Annotated in this window: 15 protein-coding genes; 10 read left to right on the top strand and 5 right to left on the bottom strand. The window is 55.7% G+C overall.

What is annotated here, in order from left to right:
• Window positions 1-5: 5 nt before the first annotated feature.
• On the bottom strand, window positions 6-2,114 hold the full coding sequence (gene rlmKL, locus NWV12_RS07305; protein ID WP_048983630.1) for a bifunctional 23S rRNA (guanine(2069)-N(7))-methyltransferase RlmK/23S rRNA (guanine(2445)-N(2))-methyltransferase RlmL: 2,109 nt from the start codon (window positions 2,112-2,114) through the stop codon (window positions 6-8).
• Window positions 2,115-2,212: 98 nt separating this feature from the next.
• Between rlmKL and NWV12_RS07300 the strand changes: the two genes are divergently transcribed.
• The gene (locus tag NWV12_RS07300) at window positions 2,213-3,322 is read left to right on the top strand and encodes a YcbX family protein (protein ID WP_048979745.1); all 1,110 of its coding nucleotides are present in this window, start codon (window positions 2,213-2,215) and stop codon (window positions 3,320-3,322) included.
• On the opposite strand, the gene zapC is transcribed toward NWV12_RS07300, so the two are convergent.
• Complete coding sequence (zapC, locus tag NWV12_RS07295) at window positions 3,319-3,861, bottom strand: cell division protein ZapC (RefSeq protein ID WP_023311020.1); 543 nt, start codon at window positions 3,859-3,861, stop codon at window positions 3,319-3,321. The two genes, NWV12_RS07300 and zapC, sit on opposite strands and share 4 nt — an antisense overlap.
• 165 nt (window positions 3,862-4,026) lie before the next feature.
• Complete coding sequence (gene pyrD, locus NWV12_RS07290; RefSeq protein WP_023311019.1) at window positions 4,027-5,037, bottom strand: quinone-dependent dihydroorotate dehydrogenase; 1,011 nt, start codon at window positions 5,035-5,037, stop codon at window positions 4,027-4,029.
• A 248-nt stretch (window positions 5,038-5,285) separates the two neighbouring features.
• Here pyrD and ssuE point away from each other — a divergent pair, with 248 nt between their 5' ends.
• From ssuE to ssuB, 5 genes are read left to right on the top strand one after another with little or no spacing between them, the layout of a single operon-like run.
• Window positions 5,286-5,861 (top strand): NADPH-dependent FMN reductase, encoded by a 576-nt coding sequence (ssuE, locus tag NWV12_RS07285; protein WP_023335146.1) that lies wholly within the window; start codon window positions 5,286-5,288, stop codon window positions 5,859-5,861.
• Entirely contained in the window at window positions 5,854-6,816 is a 963-nt protein-coding gene (locus NWV12_RS07280) for a sulfonate ABC transporter substrate-binding protein (protein WP_048979744.1), read from the top strand. The genes ssuE and NWV12_RS07280 overlap by 8 nt, the downstream gene beginning before the upstream one ends.
• Complete coding sequence (ssuD, locus tag NWV12_RS07275; protein WP_048979743.1) at window positions 6,813-7,958, top strand: FMNH2-dependent alkanesulfonate monooxygenase; 1,146 nt, start codon at window positions 6,813-6,815, stop codon at window positions 7,956-7,958. Before NWV12_RS07280 ends, ssuD begins: the two co-directional genes overlap by 4 nt.
• Before the next feature lie 9 nt (window positions 7,959-7,967).
• Window positions 7,968-8,759 carry an aliphatic sulfonate ABC transporter permease SsuC gene (gene ssuC / locus NWV12_RS07270; RefSeq protein WP_048979742.1) on the top strand — a complete coding sequence of 264 codons (792 nt, stop codon included), beginning with the start codon at window positions 7,968-7,970 and terminating at the stop codon, window positions 8,757-8,759.
• Complete coding sequence (ssuB, locus tag NWV12_RS07265; protein WP_048979740.1) at window positions 8,756-9,526, top strand: aliphatic sulfonates ABC transporter ATP-binding protein; 771 nt, start codon at window positions 8,756-8,758, stop codon at window positions 9,524-9,526. The genes ssuC and ssuB overlap by 4 nt, the downstream gene beginning before the upstream one ends.
• A 96-nt stretch (window positions 9,527-9,622) precedes the next feature.
• Here ssuB and pepN read toward each other — a convergent pair whose 3' ends face one another.
• Window positions 9,623-12,235, bottom strand: coding sequence for an aminopeptidase N (gene pepN / locus NWV12_RS07260; protein ID WP_048979739.1), 2,613 nt, complete (start codon window positions 12,233-12,235; stop codon window positions 9,623-9,625).
• A gap of 254 nt (window positions 12,236-12,489) precedes the next feature.
• On the opposite strand from pepN, the gene pncB reads away from it, so the two are divergent.
• The 4 genes from pncB (at window position 12,490) to aspC (ending at window position 18,344) form a co-directional block, all read left to right on the top strand.
• On the top strand, window positions 12,490-13,692 hold the full coding sequence (gene pncB, locus NWV12_RS07255; protein ID WP_048979737.1) for a nicotinate phosphoribosyltransferase: 1,203 nt from the start codon (window positions 12,490-12,492) through the stop codon (window positions 13,690-13,692).
• Window positions 13,693-13,858: 166 nt separating this feature from the next.
• The gene (asnS, locus tag NWV12_RS07250) at window positions 13,859-15,259 is read left to right on the top strand and encodes an asparagine--tRNA ligase (RefSeq protein ID WP_048976866.1); all 1,401 of its coding nucleotides are present in this window, start codon (window positions 13,859-13,861) and stop codon (window positions 15,257-15,259) included.
• A gap of 606 nt (window positions 15,260-15,865) precedes the next feature.
• Complete coding sequence (locus NWV12_RS07245; RefSeq protein ID WP_047651295.1) at window positions 15,866-16,969, top strand: porin; 1,104 nt, start codon at window positions 15,866-15,868, stop codon at window positions 16,967-16,969.
• A 184-nt stretch (window positions 16,970-17,153) separates the two neighbouring features.
• Window positions 17,154-18,344 carry an aspartate transaminase gene (gene aspC, locus NWV12_RS07240; protein ID WP_033145106.1) on the top strand — a complete coding sequence of 397 codons (1,191 nt, stop codon included), beginning with the start codon at window positions 17,154-17,156 and terminating at the stop codon, window positions 18,342-18,344.
• A 48-nt stretch (window positions 18,345-18,392) separates the two neighbouring features.
• On the opposite strand, the gene NWV12_RS07235 is transcribed toward aspC, so the two are convergent.
• The gene (locus NWV12_RS07235) at window positions 18,393-19,040 is read right to left on the bottom strand and encodes an MBL fold metallo-hydrolase (RefSeq protein ID WP_033145105.1); all 648 of its coding nucleotides are present in this window, start codon (window positions 19,038-19,040) and stop codon (window positions 18,393-18,395) included.
• Between the last annotated feature and the right edge of the window lie 9 nt (window positions 19,041-19,049).

The following is a 19,049-nucleotide window of genomic DNA, read 5'->3' as shown; positions in this document are numbered from 1 at the left end:
TCCTTTCAGGCCGCGGTAATCAACCAGCAGTTATGAATTTGACGGTTACGGGCAAAGTCCTGAGACAGCGTTTTTTGGCTGATTTCTTGTGCTTTCAGTCCCAGGGCTGCTAAGCCGTCATGATCCATACGGAAGCCGCGTTTGTTGTTCGAGAACATAATGGTGCCGCCCTTGCGCAGCAGGCGCTTCAGGTCGGTCATCAGGCGCAGGTGATCGCGTTGAACGTCAAAGCTATCCTCCATACGCTTGGAGTTGGAGAAGGTCGGTGGATCGATAAAGATCAGATCGAACTGCTCGTCAGTATCACGCAGCCAGCCCAGCACGTCGGCCTGCATCAGTCGGTGCTGACGTCCGGTCAGCCCGTTAAGACGCAGGTTGCGCTCCGCCCACTCCAGATAGGTGCGGGACATATCCACCGTGGTGGTGCTTAGCGCACCGCCCAGACCCGCATGCACGCTCGCGCTGCCGGTATAGGAGAACAGGTTGAGGAAATCTTTGCCCTTGCTCATCTGACCCAGCATGCGACGGGCGATACGGTGGTCGAGGAACAGGCCGGTATCCAGATAGTCGGTCAGGTTCACCCACAGGCGAGCGTTGTATTCGCCCACTTCGATAAAGTCACCCTTCTCGCCCATCTTCTGGTACTGATTTTTCCCTTTCTGACGCTCGCGGGTTTTCAGCACCAGCTTGTTTGGCGCAATGCCGAGCACGGCGATGGTGGCCGCGATAACGTCCAGCATGCGCTGACGCGCTTTTTGCGCATCAATGGTTTTCGGTGGCGCATATTCCTGAATCACCACCCAGTCCGCGTAGCGGTCAACCGCCACGTTGTACTCCGGCAGGTCGGCGTCGTACAGGCGGTAGCATTCAATCCCTTCCTGCTTCGCCCACTTTTCATATTTTTTCAGGTTCTTGCGCAGGCGGTTGGCGTAATCTTCCGCCACGCCGGATGGCTTGCTGTCCGCCGCTTTCTCCGCCAGATGGTAGTTTTTCTGCACGCAGTCCAGCGGGCCGTTTTTCGCCTTAAACTGGCGATCGGCACGCAGCTGCAGGCAGCTCAGCAGCTCCGGCGAGGCGCTAAATAGCGACAGATTCCAGCCGCCGAAGTAGTCCTTCATATTGCGGCCCAGCAGGCTGTGCAGGGCAATCAGCGCCGGCTCGCTGTCCAGACGCTCGCCGTATGGCGGGTTGCTGATCACGGTACCGTACGGGCCTTTTGGCAGCGGGTTGGTCAGATTCGCCACGTCTTTCACCTCGAAGGTGACCAGCTCGCCGATACCGGCGCGACGGGCGTTGCTGCGCGCGCGTTCGATTACGCGCGGGTCGCTGTCCGAACCGTAGAAGTGGGAGGTGTACTCCGCCAGACCTTTACGCGCGCGGGTCTGCGCGTCGTCTTTGACCTCTTTCCAGAGCGCTTCGTCGTGCTGGGCCCAGCCTTTAAAGCCCCAGTGACCGCGATGCAGGCCCGGCGCGCGATCGGTTGCCAGCATGGCCGCTTCAATCAGCAACGTACCGGAACCACACATCGGATCGAGCAGCGGCGTGCCCGGCTGCCAGCCGGAGCGCATCACAATAGCGGCAGCCAGGGTTTCTTTAATTGGCGCCATACCGGTACGATCGCGGTAGCCGCGCAGGTGCAGGCCCGCGCCGCTCAGATCGAGAGAAATACTCGCCGTGTCACCGTTGAGCCAGACGTTAATACGCAGATCCGGATTTTCGCGATCGACGTTCGGACGTTCCTTATTTTTACGCGTGAAGCAGTCCACAATGGCGTCTTTGACGCGCAGGGCACCGTACTGGCTGTTGCGGATCTCGTCGTTCACGCCGTTGAAATGCACCGCAAAGGTGGCATTAGGCGTGAAGATCTCTGTCCAGTCGATCATCTGTACGCCGGTATAGAGGTCCAGGTCGCTATAGACCTTGCACTCCTTCATCGGCAGCATGATGCGCGACGCCAGACGGCTCCACATCAGGCTCTGGTAAATAAGCCGCGTGTCGCCCTCAAAATGGACACCACCCTGAACCACCTGGCACTCTTGCGCGCCCAGGCTTTCCAGTTCAGTTTTTAACAGCTCTTCCAGCCCACGGGCCGTACTGGCAAACAGAGAATTCATATCGTCACTTTTACTCTTAGAAAATTGTCGCGCATTATAGCTAATATGGCGTGTATGTCATAAAGTTGAAGGCTTATTTTCATTTGTGGGAGTGTGCAGTGGCGACGTTATCCAGGCTTTTTATTCATCCGGTGAAATCCATGCGCGGCATCGGCGTCTCTCACGCGCTGGCCGACATGAGCGGATTCGCCTTCGATCGTATTTTTATGGTCACCGAGCCTGACGGCACGTTCATCACCGCACGCCAGTTCCCGCAGATGGTTCGCTTTACCCCTTCCCCGCTTCATGACGGTTTGCACCTTACCGCGCCGGACGGTTCCAGCGCGGTCATTCGCTTTGCTGATTTTGCGCCTGTCGATGCGCCAACGGAAGTGTGGGGCAATCATTTTACCGCGCGCATCGCCCCGGATGAGATTAACCGCTGGCTGAGCGGTTTCTTCTCCCGCGACGTGCAGCTGCGCTGGGTAGGTCCTGAACCGACGCGTCGCGTGAAGCGCCACGACGCCGTTCCCCTCTCCTTCGCCGATGGTTTCCCATTCCTGCTGACTAACGAAGCCTCGCTGCGTGATTTACAAGGCCGCTGCAAGGCCAGCGTTCAGATGGAACAGTTCCGTCCGAACCTGGTGGTTACGGGTGCCGACGCCTGGGAAGAAGACACCTGGAAAGTGATCCGCATCGGCAGCGTCATCTTTGATGTCGTAAAACCCTGCAGCCGCTGCATTTTCACCACGGTGAGCCCTGAGAAAGGCCAGAAGCACCCTTCCGGCGAACCGCTGAAGACGCTGCAGTCGTTCCGAACCGCACAGGATAACGGCGATGTGGATTTCGGCCAGAACCTGATCCCGCGCTCCAGCGGCGCAATCCGCGTCGGTGATGAGGTAGAAATTCTTGCCCGAGGGCCTGCAAAAGCGTACGGCTCAGGTCAGGAAGAAGAAATGGTCGACGTTGTGACAAATGTCGCCTCTGCGGTAGATATTCACTGGCAGGGCAACGTCATCCGTGGCAACAACCAGCAGGTATTGCTTGAGCAACTGGAGCAGGCAGGCATTCGCGTACCCTATTCCTGTCGCGCAGGCATTTGCGGATGCTGCCGCATCAGGCTGGTGGATGGAGAGGTCAGTGCGCTGAAAAAATCGGCAATTGGAAATGACGGCACAATTCTGTGCTGTAGCTGCATACCGAAAACGTCCGTACAGCTGGAAGCTTAAACCGCCTGTTCAAGGCTGAAGGAATCTACGCGCAGCTGCGGCTTCAGCCTGTCGTTCATCACTTTAATGGCATCGCCAAGCTGCATCGTCCGCCCGGCAATCGTTACGCCGGGCTGCGCCAGCAGGCAGAGCGCAGCATTTTCGCCTGGCTCAACCACCAGCAGGCTCACCTCTTCTGCGGTATCGCTCAGATTGACGCTGGCCGCGTCACCCGTTGCCGGGGTCCAGCTCATACCATGCGCAAGAAAATGCCAGCTTTTTGGCATTTGCGGTTTCAGGAAGCGGATAGCCACCAGCGCATTTAATACCAGCTCTGCACGCTGCTCTTTAGAGAGCACCAGATCGCGGCATTTTTCTTCAAAGGAGAAATAAAGCGCCGCATCGTCAACGCAAAAGCCCGACGGGGAAAATGCATCCGGGGTTAACATTCGGCGGGCAAAACGAGAACGAAACAACATGCCATTGGCTAAATCGAGCATCATTCGGTCATGCTCGTCGCAAAAATACCAGCGCCAGTTATCGTCAGGTTTAATTCGCATGTGTCTCTCCCGTCCCCAAACGTCCTGTACTAAAAATGTCCTGTTTGCCGCCTCGTTTATAACACCATTAATAAAAGACTATAATGACTAAATAAGCAACAGTGACGGAATATAAAACAACCAGGGCTGGAAATAAAGCCCTGGTTGTCTGATTAAGAGAAAAGATTAGATATGAGTAACGATTTCTTTAATCAGCGGCGGTCCTTTAAAAATAAAGCCGGAATAGATTTGCACCAGTGACGCACCTGCCGCCATCTTCTCGCGCGCAGCAATCACTGAGTCAATGCCGCCGACGCCAATAATCGGCAGACGTCCTTTTAATTCTGCAGACAGGGCGCGAATAATTTCGGTGCTTTTTAATTGCACCGGACGTCCACTTAACCCACCCGCTTCGTCACAGTTTTTCATTCCCTGCACGAGGGAACGATCGAGGGTGGTATTGGTCGCAATAACACCATCAATATTATGGCGAACCAAACTGTCGGCAACCTGGATCAATTCTTCAGGAGAAAGATCCGGGGCGATCTTAACCGCGACCGGAACATATTTATGGTGGATCGTCTGGAGTTCATTTTGTTTATTTTTAATGGCACTCAGAAGATCGTCCAGCGCTTCGCCATATTGTAAGGAACGCAGACCCGGAGTATTGGGTGAAGAAATATTCACCGCGATATAACCGGCATAGGCGTAGACTTTTTCCATACAAATCAGATAGTCATCTTTACCCTGCTCTACCGGCGTGTCTTTATTTTTACCGATATTGATGCCTAATATTCCGTCAAAATGGGCTTTTTTTACGTTCTCAACCAGGTGATCAACACCGAGGTTATTAAAGCCCATGCGGTTGATCAGCCCTTCGGCTTCAACCAGGCGGAACAGGCGCGGCTTGTCATTTCCCGGCTGCGGGCGCGGCGTGACGGTACCGATTTCAATGGAGCCAAAGCCCATCGCGCCCAGGGCATCAATGCACTCGCCATTTTTGTCCAGACCGGCCGCCAGACCCAGCGGATTCTTAAAGGTCAGACCCATGCACTGCACAGGTTTTTCCGGCACATTCTGACGCACCAGAGCGGCCAGCGGCGTTCCGGTAATACGACGTAATTGCTGGAATGTAAATTCATGAGCGCGCTCAGGGTCGAGCTGGAAAAGGGCTTTACGAACGAAGGGGTAGTACATGAACTCTCCTGGATTCCCGGTGTGCAAACCGGGAGGGGATTATGGGCGATCCACGCGCGAAAGGGAATTGACCTGCGGCAAAAAATCAGCGTAAAACGCAATCGTTTACCTCCCAGTCTATTTCTTATGCACTTTTTCGCATTTTAATTGCAGATAAATCATTTAGTGGAATAACCGCACGGTGTCACACTCCTGAAAATTGTTATGAATGTTAGATAAAAGCAAACAATTGGTTATAAGGAGGAAGTATGCGCGTCATTACCCTGGCCGGAAGTCCACGATTCCCTTCGCGCTCCAGCGCCCTGCTGGAATATGCCCGCGAAAAACTCAATGCCCTGGATGTGGAAGTGTGCCACTGGAACCTGCATAACTTCGAACCTGAAGATCTGCTCTACGCCCGCTTCGACAGCCCAGCGCTAAAAACGCTCATCGAGCAGCTTAACGGCGCTGACGGCTTAATTGTGGCAACACCTATTTATAAAGCCTCTTTTTCCGGGGCGCTGAAAACCCTGCTCGATCTGCTTCCGGAGCGCGCCCTGGACGGCAAAGTCGTGCTGCCGCTGGCAACGGGCGGTACGGTTGCCCATTTACTGGCCGTGGATTATGCCCTGAAGCCGGTGCTGAACGCGCTGAAAGCGCAGGAGATCCTCCACGGCGTTTTCGCAGATGACTCCCAGGTTATCGATTATCAACATAAACCTCATTTTACGCCGAACCTGCAAACCCGCCTCGATACTGCCCTGGAAACCTTCTGGCATGCTCTGCACCGCCGGGATATCCAGGCGCCGGCGTTTGGTCAGCCTCAAGGAGTCGCACATGTTTAAAACGTTAACCCGCATCGGCCTGGCAGGTCTGATGGCGCTTACCTCGCTGGCCCATGCAGCAGAAACGGCTCCGGAAAGTTTACGCATTGGCTATCAGAAAGGTAGCGTCAGCATGGTGCTGGCGAAAAGCCATCAGCTTCTGGAAAAACGCTTCCCGGACACCAAATTCTCCTGGGTGGAGTTCCCGGCTGGCCCGCAGATGCTGGAGGCCCTGAACGTCGGCAGTATCGATCTCGGCAGCACGGGTGATATTCCGCCGATATTCGCCCAGGCGGCGGGAGCGGACCTCGTCTATGTTGGCGTTGAGCCGCCCAAACCGAAGGCCGAAGTGATCCTGGTGCCTGAAAACAGCGACATTAAAAGCGTCGCCGACCTCAAAGGGCATAAAGTGGCTTTCCAGAAAGGTTCCAGCTCGCACAACCTGCTGCTGCGTGCCCTGCAGGAAGCCGGGCTGAAGTTCACTGACATTCAGCCCGTTTACCTGACGCCTGCCGACGCGCGCGCCGCGTTCCAGCAGAAGAACGTTGATGCCTGGGCCATCTGGGATCCGTACTACTCCGCCGCATTGCTGCAGGGCGGCGTTCGCGTGCTGAAAGACGGTACCACGCTGAAGCAGACCGGCTCGTTCTATCTGGCCGCGCGTCCTTATGCGGAAAAGAACGGCGCATTTATCCAGGGCGTACTGGATACCTTTACTCAGGCCGACGCGCTGACCCAGACCCAGCGTCAGCAGAGCATTGCCCTGCTGGCGAAAACCATGGGCTTACCTGAGCCGGTGATCGCGAGCTATCTCAACCACCGTCCGCCGACCACCATTACGCCCGTGGACGCGCACGTCGCCGCGCTTCAGCAACAAACGGCTGACCTTTTCTATCAAAACCACCTGGTGCCAAAACAGGTCACTATTCGCGAACGCATCTGGCAGCCCGCAGGCAAAGAAGGAGCTAAATCATGAGTCTGAATCTTTTCTGGTTTTTACCCACCCACGGTGATGGACACTATCTTGGTACAGAAGAGGGCTCGCGCCCGGTTGACCACGGCTACCTGCAGCAGATTGCGCAGGCGGCGGACCGAATCGGTTTCACCGGGGTGCTGATCCCGACCGGACGTTCATGTGAAGATGCCTGGCTGGTCGCCGCGTCGATGATCCCGGTCACCCAGCGTCTGAAGTTCCTGGTTGCCTTACGCCCGAGCGTGGTCTCCCCCACCGTGGCGGCGCGTCAGGCGGCAACGCTGGACAGGCTGTCCAACGGTCGCGCCCTGTTTAACCTGGTGACGGGCAGCGATCCGCAGGAGCTGGCGGGCGATGGGGTGTTCCTCGACCATACCGAGCGCTACGAAGCCTCCGCCGAGTTCACCCGCGTCTGGCGACGTCTGCTGGAAGGTGAAACCGTCACCTTTGAAGGCAAGCATATTCACGTTCGTGACGCGAAGCTCTACTTCCCGCCGGTGCAGCAGCCGCGACCGCCGCTCTATTTTGGCGGATCGTCGGATGTAGCCCAGGATCTGGCGGCAGAGCAGGTCGATCTCTATCTGACCTGGGGCGAACCGCCTGAGCTGGTGAAAGAAAAAATTGCCCAGGTACGCGCTAAGGCGGCCGCCCATGGCCGCAAGGTGCGCTTCGGTATTCGCCTGCACGTGATCGTGCGTGAAACCAATGAAGAAGCCTGGCAGGCCGCTGACCGCCTGATCTCCCACCTGGACGATGAGACCATCGCCAGGGCGCAGGCCGCGTTTGCGAAAACCGACTCCGTCGGACAGCACCGAATGGCGTCCCTGCACAACGGCAAGCGCGAGAACCTGGAGATCAGCCCGAACCTGTGGGCGGGCGTTGGCCTGGTGCGCGGCGGTGCGGGCACGGCGCTGGTCGGCGACGGACCGACCGTAGCCGCCCGGATTAATGAATACGCAGACCTGGGTATCGACAGCTTTATTCTCTCCGGTTATCCGCATCTGGAAGAGGCGTACAAGGTGGGCGAGCTGTTATTCCCGCATCTGGATGTCGCCATCCCGGAGATCCCGCAGCCGCAGCAGCTTCAGCTTCAGGGCGAAGCCGTGGCGAACGAGTTTATTCCACGCAAAGCCGCACAGAGCTAAGGAGTGACTATGTCTGCCACCTCCCAAAAATGGCTGCTGCGCGCCGCGCCGTGGTTTTTACCCGTCGGCATTGTGGCTCTCTGGCAGCTCGCGTCGTCCACCGGCTGGCTGTCGAGCCGCATTCTGCCCTCTCCGGAGGGCGTCGTAGAAGCGTTCTGGTCGCTGAGCGTGAGCGGCGAGCTGTGGCAGCATCTGGCGATCAGCTCCTGGCGCGCCGTGATTGGGTTTTCCATCGGCGCCAGCATCGGTCTGGTTCTGGGCTTGATCAGCGGCCTTTCCCGCTGGGGCGAGCGGCTGCTGGATACCTCCATTCAGATGCTGCGCAACGTGCCGCATCTGGCGCTGATCCCGCTGGTTATCCTGTGGTTTGGGATTGATGAGAGCGCCAAGATCTTCCTCGTAGCGCTGGGCACACTGTTCCCGATCTACATCAACACCTGGCACGGCATCCGCAATATCGATCGCGGTCTGGTGGAGATGGCGCGCAGCTACGGCTTATCGGGTTTTTCCCTCTTTATTCACGTGATTCTGCCGGGCGCCCTGCCCTCCATTATGGTCGGGGTGCGTTTTGCGCTCGGCCTGATGTGGCTGACGCTGATTGTGGCGGAGACCATCTCGGCCAACTCAGGCATAGGCTACCTGGCAATGAACGCCCGCGAATTCCTGCAAACGGACGTGGTGGTGGTTGCCATCATTCTGTATGCCCTGCTCGGCAAGCTCGCCGACGTCAGCGCCCAGTGGCTGGAGCGCAGCTGGCTGCGCTGGAACCCGGCCTATACCCTTCAGGAGGCGAAAGCATGAACACTGCACGACTGAACCAGGGAACGCCGTTACTGCTGAACGGCGTGACCAAACGCTACGGCGAAAACACCATTCTTAACGGGCTGGATCTGCATATTCCCGCCGGACAATTTGTGGCCGTTGTCGGGCGCAGCGGCGGCGGCAAGAGTACCCTGCTACGGCTTCTGGCCGGACTGGAATCCCCCAACGGCGGTGACATTCTGGCAGGAACGACGCCACTTTCGAATATTCAGGACGATACCCGCATGATGTTTCAGGATGCACGCCTGCTGCCGTGGAAAACGGTTATCGACAATGTGGGGCTCGGTCTGAAGGGCAGCTGGCGGGATGAAGCCCGCCAGGCGCTGGCCGCCGTTGGGCTGGAAAATCGTGCGGGTGAATGGCCTGCCGCCCTCTCGGGTGGGCAGAAGCAGCGCGTGGCGCTGGCGCGGGCGTTGATTCACCGTCCGGGCCTGCTGTTGCTTGATGAACCGCTCGGCGCGCTCGACGCCCTGACGCGGATCGAAATGCAGGATTTGATTGGCTCACTGTGGCAGGCGCACGGCTTTACGGTACTGCTGGTGACGCATGACGTGAGCGAGGCCGTCGCGATGGCTGACCGGGTGCTGCTAATTGAGGACGGGAAAATAGGTCTGGATCTGACGGTGGATCTTCCGCGCCCTCGCCGCGTGGGCTCGGCAAGGCTGGCGGAGCTGGAAGCTGAGGTATTGGATCGGGTGATGAAGCGCGGGGGGACGGAGTTACAGCGAGCCAAGGCTAATGCCTGATGCCCTCACCCCGGCCCTCTCCCACGGGGAGAAAACACTAAAAACGGCAACCGAGGTTGCCGTTTTGCTTTTACCTGCCCACCGGGCAATTTTTTATTACGCTAAGGCTTTAGCAATCTTCTCGTACAGATCGCCAGACAGGTTCTCCAGCCCTTTCAGCTGCTCAAGCGCGGCACGCATCTTCGCCTGACGCTTCGCATCGTAGCGTTTCAAACGGATCAGCGGCTCAATCAGGCGCGACGCCACCTGCGGGTTACGGCTGTTCAGCTCGGTCAGCATTTCCACCATGAACTGATACCCGCTGCCGTCTTCGGCGTGGAACGCGGCCGGGTTGCTGCTGGCAAACGCGCCAATCAGAGAACGCACGCGGTTTGGGTTGCTCAGGGTAAAGGAGCGATGCTTCAGCAGGCTGCGCACGTTGCTGAGCGCATCGGCCGCCGGGCTGGTCGCCTGCAGGATGAACCATTTGTCCATCACCAGGCCATCCTGATGCCACTTGTCGTCGTACTCCTGCATTAACGCATCACGGCACGGCAGTTCGGCGGCAACGCTTGCGCCCAGCGCGGCCAGGGCGTCGGTCATGTTATCCGCTTCGTGGTACTGCTTGCTCACCAGAGTGTTCGCCAGCTCGGTTTCACCAAACGCCAGATAGCGCAGGCAGGTATTGCGCAGAGAACGTTTGCCAATGTCCGCGTGCTCAACGCGATAAGCATCAAGCTTATTGGCGTTATATATAGCCAGGAACTCATCGGCTAGCTCTGCAGCCAGCGTACGGCTCAACGCTTCACGCACCGCCACGATGGCAATCGGGTCGATGATGTCAAACAGCTCGGCGATTTCAGTCGCTGACGGCAGGGTCAGAATTTCAGCGGCCAGGGCCGGGTCAATCTTCTCATCCAGCAGGATCGCGCGGAACGCGTCAGCCACATGGACAGGCAGCGACAGCGGCTGGCCCTGCTGATGGCGGTTTACGTTGAGCTTGATGTAGGTCGCCAGCAGGCTTTGCGCCGCGTCCCAGCGGGAGAAGTCGTTACGCGCGTGACGCATCAGGAACGTCAGCTGCTGATCGCTCCACTTGTATTCCAGCTTCACCGGCGCGGAGAATTCACACAGCAGCGCAGGCACCGGCTGGAAGTAGACGTTATCGAAGATAAAGGTCTGCTCGGCCTGAGTCACGTTCAGCACGTGGTGTACCGGGTGGCCGCCCTTCTGGAGCGGGATGACTTTGCCTTCGTTATCGTACAGCTCAATGCTGAACGGAATATGCAGCGGATATTTCTCTTCCTGCTCCGCCGTCGGCGGCGTGCGCTGGCTGATGGTCAGGGTGTACTGCTCGGTTTCCGGATTGTAATCGTCTTTGACGGTGACAACCGGCGTCCCGGCCTGGCTGTACCAGCGGCGGAAGTGAGAGAGATCGACATTAGAGGCATCCTCCATCGCCTGCACAAAATCGTCGCAGGTGGCCGCGCTGCCGTCATGACGCTCGAAGTATAGCTGCATCCCTTTCTGGAAGTTCTCCTCGCCCAGCAGGGTGTGGATCATGCGGATAATTTCAGCGCCCTTCTCGTACACCGTCAGGGTGTAGAAGTTGTTCATCTCGATGACTTTATCCGGGCGGATCGGGTGCGCCATTGGGCTGGCATCTTCCGCAAACTGCAGGCCACGCATGGTACGCACGTTGTTGATGCGGTTCACCGCGCGTGAACCCAGATCGGAGCTGAACTCCTGATCGCGGAAGACGGTCAGGCCCTCTTTCAGGCTCAGCTGGAACCAGTCGCGGCAGGTGACGCGGTTACCGGTCCAGTTGTGGAAATATTCGTGGCCGATAACGCGTTCGATATCAAGGTAGTCTTTGTCCGTTGCGGTATCGGTACGCGCCAGCACGTATTTGGAGTTAAAGACGTTAAGGCCTTTGTTCTCCATTGCGCCCATGTTGAAGAAATCGACGGCGACGATCATATAGATGTCGAGGTCATATTCGAGGCCGAAGCGCTCTTCGTCCCACTTCATGGAGTTGATGAGGGAGGTCATCGCCCACGGCGCGCGGTCAAGGTTGCCGCGGTCAACAAACAGCTCCAGCGCCACCTCGCGGCCTGAGCGCGTTTTGAAGGTGTCGCGCAGCACGTCGAAGTCCCCCGCCACCAGCGCAAACAGGTAGCACGGTTTCGGGAAGGGATCCTGCCACTGCACCCAGTGACGGCCATTCTCCAGCTCGCCTTCGCCTACGCGGTTACCGTTGGAGAGCAGGAAAGGATACAGGGTTTTATCGGCGATGATTTTGGTGGTGAAGCGCGCCAGGACGTCCGGACGGTCGAGATACCAGGTTATGTGGCGGAACCCTTCCGCTTCACACTGGGTACACAGCGCCACGCCCGACTGGTAAAGCCCTTCCAGCGCGGTGTTGGCGGCCGGGCTGATTTCATTCACGATGCGCAGCGTAAACTGTTCCGGCAGGTTGTCGATGACCAGCTGGTTGTTTTCTTCTTTATAGTCTGACCAGGCTTCATCATTAATATGCAGGGAGACCAGCGTCAGGTCTTCACCATCCAGACGCAGCGGCACCGCAGTTGCGCTATGGCGCGTCACCTGGCTTACCGCCGTGACAACGGTTTTAGTGGCATCCAGGTCAAAAGTCAGATCGATTTCGCTAATCAGGTAATCCGGCGCACGGTAGTCGTGGCGGTATTTGGCTTGTGGCTGTTGTGTCATAGAAAACCTTATGCATCGTTTGTCGAGTAACGTTTCAATATATTCCTGTTGCGCAAATCGCGCTATGCAGAATGTTCATCTTTTCAGGGTCAAAACCTTTTTTTGCTACATTTGTATAACACGGGGCACAAAATGCCCTCGACCATAAAACGCGCTTATGTTGTGATCGGGGTTCAATAAATCACTAAACAAGGTATACTCCGGAGTTGTTTATTGTACTAAACGCTCCTGTGAGAGGATGCTACTGCGCACCTATGACTCAATTCGCTTCTCCAGTTCTGCATACGTTGCTGGATACCGACGCGTATAAACTGCATATGCAGCAAGCCGTTTTCCACCATTACTATGACGTTCACGTCGCGGCGGAATTCCGCTGTCGTGGCGACGACTTGCTCGGTATCTACGCAGACGCCATTCGTGAACAGGTCGATGCTATGCAGCATCTAACGCTGCAGGACGAGGAATATCAGTGGCTTTCTGGCCTGCCTTTCTTCAAAGCCGACTACCTGAACTGGCTGCGCGATTTCCGCTATAAGCCGGAGCAGGTCAGCGTGGTTAACGATAACGGCAAGCTGGATATTCGCCTTGAAGGTCCGTGGCGGGAAGTGATCATGTGGGAAGTGCCGCTTCTGGCGGTGATCAGTGAACTGGCTCACCGCTACCGTTCGCCGGAAAAAGGCGTCGAGCAGGCGGTTGCCGCGCTGGAAAATAAACTCGCAGCCTTCTCCACGCTGACCGAAGGGCTGGACATGTCCCGCTTCCGCCTGATGGACTTTGGCACGCGTCGCCGTTTCTCGCGTGACGTTCAGGAGGCCATCGTTAAACGTCTGCAGCAGGAGCCGTGGTTCGTGGGCACCAGCAACTACGATCTGGCACGACGCCTCAGCCTGACGCCAATGGGCACCCAGGCGCACGAGTGGTTCCAGGCGCATCAGCAGATCAGCCCCGATCTGGCTAACAGCCAGCGCGCGGCACTGGCCGCATGGCTTGAGGAGTACCCGAATCAGCTCGGGATCGCCCTCACCGACTGTATTACGATGGATGCTTTCCTGCGCGACTTTGGTCCCGAGTTCGCTGAACGTTACCAGGGATTACGGCACGACTCCGGGGATCCGGTTGAATGGGGCGAGAAAGCCATTGCCCATTACGAAAAACTCGGCATTGACCCGATGAGCAAAGTGCTGGTCTTCTCGGATAATCTCGACCTGGCGAAAGCGGTCGACCTCTATCGCCATTTCAATACCCGTGTGAACCTGAGCTTCGGGATTGGTACCCGTCTGACCTGCGATATTCCTCAGGTAAAACCTCTGAATATCGTCATCAAACTGGTGGAATGTAACGGCAAGCCGGTGGCGAAACTCTCCGACAGCCCGGGTAAAACCATCTGCCATGACAAAGCGTTTGTCCGCGCATTGCGTAAAGCGTTCGACCTCCCCTTGATCAAAAAAGCCAGTTAAGCGCTTACGGGAGCCTTTATGGCTCCCTTCTTCTTATTTATTTCTCAATTCTTCTCTTTTGACTGCGAAATTTACTTGTCTGATAGCGGATGGCAGGTAACATAGATATCCCCCCATAAGGGTGGACAAGTGTTTATTTTTTCCGACTATTAACAGAGAGAATATTATGAGCGTTGTGCCTGTAGCCGACGTACTCCAGGGCCGTGTCGCCGTTGACCAGGAAGTCACCGTGCGCGGATGGGTGCGTACCCGCCGAGATTCTAAAGCTGGCATCTCCTTCCTCGCCGTCTATGACGGTTCCTGCTTTGATCCTGTACAGGCCGTCATTAATAATTCTCTGCCCAATTACAATGATGACGTTCTGCGACTGACAACGGGTTGCTCCGTCATTGTTACCGGCGTGGTTGTGGCTTCACCAGGTCAGGGCCAGAGCTTCGAAATTCAGGCCTCTGCCATTGAAGTCACCGGCTGGGTTGAAGATCCGGACACCTATCCGATGGCGGCAAAACGCCACAGCATCGAATATCTGCGTGAAGTCGCCCACCTGCGTCCGCGTACCAACCTGATTGGTGCAGTGGCGCGCGTGCGTCATACGCTGGCGCAGGCGCTGCATCGTTTCTTCGATGAGCAGGGTTACTTCTGGGTGTCTACCCCGCTGATCACCGCGTCCGATACGGAAGGTGCCGGTGAGATGTTCCGCGTTTCGACGCTGGACATGGAAAACCTGCCGCGCACGCCTGAAGGTAAAGTGGACTATGACAAAGACTTCTTTGGTAAAGAAGCCTTCCTGACGGTATCTGGTCAGCTCAACGGCGAAACGTACGCCTGCGCGCTGTCTAAGATCTACACCTTTGGCCCAACCTTCCGCGCCGAAAACTCCAACACCAGCCGTCACCTGGCGGAATTCTGGATGCTGGAGCCTGAAGTGGCGTTCGCCAACCTCGACGATGTCGCTGGCCTGGCAGAAGCCATGCTGAAGTATGTGTTCAAAGCGGTGCTGGAAGAGCGCCCTGACGACATGAAATTCTTCGCAGAACGCGTAGACAGCGATGCTGTAGCGCGTCTGGAGCGTTTCGTCTCTGCCGACTTTGCGCAGGTGGACTATACCGACGCGGTGGCGATCCTCGAGAAATGCGGTGAGACGTTCGAGAACCCGGTTTACTGGGGCGTTGACCTGGCGTCTGAGCACGAACGCTATCTGGCCGAGAAGCATTTCAAAGCGCCGGTTGTCGTTAAAAACTACCCGAAAGACATTAAGGCCTTCTATATGCGCCTTAACGAAGACGGTAAAACCGTGGCAGCGATGGACGTACTGGCGCCGGGCATTGGTGAAATCATCGGTGGCTCTCAGCGTGAAGAACGTCTTGACGTGCTGGACGCGCGTATGGAAGAGATGGGGCTCAACCCCGCTGACTACAGCTGGTACCGCGATCTGCGCCGTTACGGTACCGTACCGCACGCCGGTTTTGGTCTGGGCTTCGAGCGTCTGATTGCCTACGTTACCGGTGTTCAGAACGTACGCGACGTGATCCCGTTCCCACGTACTCCACGTAACGCCAGTTTCTAATCGGTATAAGACTGAAATGGCCAGCAGATGCTGGCCATTATTTTATTCTGTATTGTCAGTTTTCGTCAGCGCAAAGTCAGCGTCTTTAAACCTTCCCCCCGTCACAACCACTACCTGTTACGTTTTGTTTCCGCGAAATATCCAGCCACAAAAAATAAACCCCATTCTTATTGCGATTATTACACCCTCAAGCGATAGCACAAATTTCGACCAATCTTACAGCCATCCGGAAGGCCTTTTGCAGTCATAAGAAAAAACGAGCCGTTTAAGGTCTGTTTATACGAATCGCCTTTATCTCAATTAATCATAAGGAATTCATATATATAGGATAGCCATTGCTGTTTAATTCGCCAGGGAGTTCTGAAGTTTGAGATGGTTCACAAAGTTCCCAAAAATACATATTTAGTTACACATATTTTCTTTCGGTTACTTAATCTTGAGAATTGTAGCACTTTCAGGCTAGCGAAACGCTTCGCCGAATGGAAAGATGCCTGTCAGATACATAAAGACACCAAACTCTCATCAATAGTTCCGGAAATATTTATTGACAGAATTTATTGACGGCAGTGGCGAGTGTCATAAAAAAACCAATGAGGGTAATAAATAATGATGAAGCGCAATATTCTGGCAGTGGTAATCCCTGCCCTGCTGGTAGCCGGTGCAGCTAACGCTGCAGAAATCTATAACAAGAACGGCAACAAACTGGACTTCTACGGTAAAGTTGTGGGCGAACACGGCTTCACCACTTCTGGCGTACACAAAAACGCTGACTCCTCTTACGGCCAGATCGGCTTCAAAGGCGAAACTCAGATCAATGACCAGCTGACCGGTTACGGTCAGTGGGAATACCGTGCACGCGCCGGTGCAGCTGAAGGCGATCAGACTAACGTAACTCGTCTGGCTTTCGCTGGCCTGAAAATCGCTGACGCGGGTTCTCTGGACTACGGTCGTAACTACGGTATCGTGTATGACGTAGAATCCTACACCGATATGGCTCCGTCCTTCTCTGGCGAAACCTGGGGTGGCGGCTATGTTGATAACTACATGACCAGCCGTTCTACTGGCCTGCTGACCTACCGTAACAATAACTTCTTCGGTCTGGTTGATGGTCTGAACTTTGGCGTTCAATACCAGGGTAAAAACGATCGTAAAAACCTGAATGAAGCAAACGGCGACGGTGTTGGCCTGTCCCTGGGTTACGAGTTCGGTGAAGGCTTCGGTCTGATCGGTGCCTACAGCACCGCTAACCGTACGCTTGAGCAGAAAAAAGATGGTAAAGGCGATAAAGCTGAATCCTGGGCTGTTGGCGCGAAATACGACGCGAACAACATCTACCTGGCGACCGTTTATGCAGAGACTCGCAACATGAGCCGCCTGGGTAACAGCGGCGAAAACTATGTTCCGAATGATGATGGTAATGTTTATAACATTGCTAACAAGACCCAGAACTTTGAAGTTATCGCTCAGTACCAGTTCGACTTCGGCCTGCGTCCTTCCGTTTCTTACGTTCAGTCCAAAGGTAAAGACCTGAACGGCATCGGCGACCGTGACCTGGCGAAATACATCACCACTGGTGCGACTTACTACTTCAACAAGAACTTCAACGTGTACGGTGACTACCGCTTCAACCTGCTGGACGACAAAGATGCGTCCACCAGCTGGGTTGGCTCTGACAACCAGGCTACCGTTGGCGTAACCTACCAGTTCTAATCAGTACACCACTTTGTTATATGCTTAATGAACAGGGCTTCGGCCCTGTTTTTTTATGCGTGACAGAAAATAATGGCGACTTTTGAAAAGCCGCACGCTTTTCGTCGCAAACGGTTGGCATTTTGTAAATCTACCGTTAACCTGATAGCGGATTTCACTTCTGTAATCACAATGGAACTTCGTCATGTTTGAGAACATTACCGCCGCTCCTGCCGACCCTATTCTGGGCCTGGCCGATCTGTTTCGTGCCGACGACCGCCCTGGCAAAATCAACCTGGGTATTGGTGTATATAAAGATGAAACCGGCAAAACTCCGGTACTGACCAGCGTTAAGAAAGCTGAGCAGTATCTGCTGGAAAACGAAACCACCAAAAACTACCTCGGTATTGATGGTATCCCTGAGTTTGGTCGCTGCACCCAGGAGCTGCTGTTCGGTAAAGGCAGCGCAATTGTGAGTGACAAACGTGCCCGTACAGCACAGACCCCAGGCGGTACCGGTGCGCTGCGCGTAGCGGCGGATTTCCTTGCGAAAAACACCTCTGTTAAGCGCGTATGGGTGAGCAACCCAAGCTGGCCGAACCACAAGAGCGTGTTTAACTCTGCGGGTCTGGAAGTGCGTGAATATGCATACTACGACGCGGCAAACCACTCTCTCGACTTTGACGGCCTGCTGGCGAGCCTGAGCGAAGCGCAGGCAGGTGACGTGGTTCTGTTCCACGGCTGCTGCCACAACCCAACCGGTATCGATCCGACGCTTGAGCAGTGGCAACACCTGGCGAAGCTGTCCGTTGAAAAAGGCTGGCTGCCGCTGTTTGACTTTGCCTACCAGGGCTTTGCCCGTGGTCTGGAAGAAGATGCCGAAGGCCTGCGCGCGTTCGCAGCCGTTCACCAGGAGCTGATTGTCGCAAGCTCGTATTCCAAGAACTTCGGTCTGTACAATGAGCGCGTGGGTGCCTGTACGCTGGTTGCCGCTAACGAAGAGACCGTCGATCGTGCGTTCAGCCAGATGAAATCGGTTATCCGCGCGAACTACTCTAACCCACCGGCACACGGTGCGTCTGTTGTTGCCACTATCCTGAGCAACGATGCGCTGCGCGCTATCTGGGAACAAGAGCTGAACGATATGCGTCAACGTATTCAGCGCATGCGCCTGCTGTTTGTGAACACACTGGCTGAGAAAGGCGCGGACCGCGACTTCAGCTTTATTATCAAACAGAACGGCATGTTCTCGTTCAGCGGCCTGACCAAAGAGCAGGTTCTGCGTCTGCGTGAAGAGTTTGGCGTGTACGCCGTGGCCTCAGGCCGCGTGAACGTTGCTGGCATGACGCCTGACAACATGGCGCCACTGTGCGAAGCGATTGTCGCCGTACTGTAATTTGTGCCCATAAAAAAGCCTGCATTATGCAGGCTTTTTTTATTCTGGTTACCAGACAGGCATCTCATCCTGAAGGAACGGATTATGGAGCCGTTCGTAGCCCAGCGTCGACATCGGACCGTGTCCAGGGATAAACGTAACGTCATCACCCAGCGGCAATAACTTTTGTTTAATCGACTGAATCAGCTGCCCGTGATCGCCGCGCGGAAAATCGCTGCGTCCTACGCCACCTTTGAAGATCACATCGCCGGAAATCAGCAGACGGGACTGGTCATCAAAGAAGACGATATGGCCTGGCGTATGCCCAGGACAATGCAACACCTGTAAAGTCACATTCCCTACGTTAACGCGCTCTCCTTCGTTCAGCCAGCGATCGGGCGTCAGGGGCTGACACTCATCAAGGCCAAACATGCGGCTTTGGGCGGGTAACCCCTGCAGCCAGAACTCATCTTCTTTTTCCGGACCGACGATCGGCACACCGTAGTGTTTAGCGAGTTCAGCCGCTGCACCCACATGGTCGAGGTGACCGTGCGTCAGTAAAATCTGCATGAGCGTCACGCCGCTGTCGGCGACTTCCTGCTTGATTTTCTCAGCGTCACCGCCGGGATCGACAAGCGCGGCCAGTTTAGTCTGTTCGCACCAGATCAATGAACAATTCTGGGAGAACGCGGTAACCGGAATAATACGATAGTTCATACTGCTCCT

Source organism: Enterobacter sp. Crenshaw (assembly GCF_024734705.1).
Classification (GTDB): domain Bacteria; phylum Pseudomonadota; class Gammaproteobacteria; order Enterobacterales; family Enterobacteriaceae; genus Enterobacter; species Enterobacter asburiae_B.
Note: the sequence above shows the minus strand (reverse complement) of the source record. Positions and strands in the feature narration are given on the sequence as shown.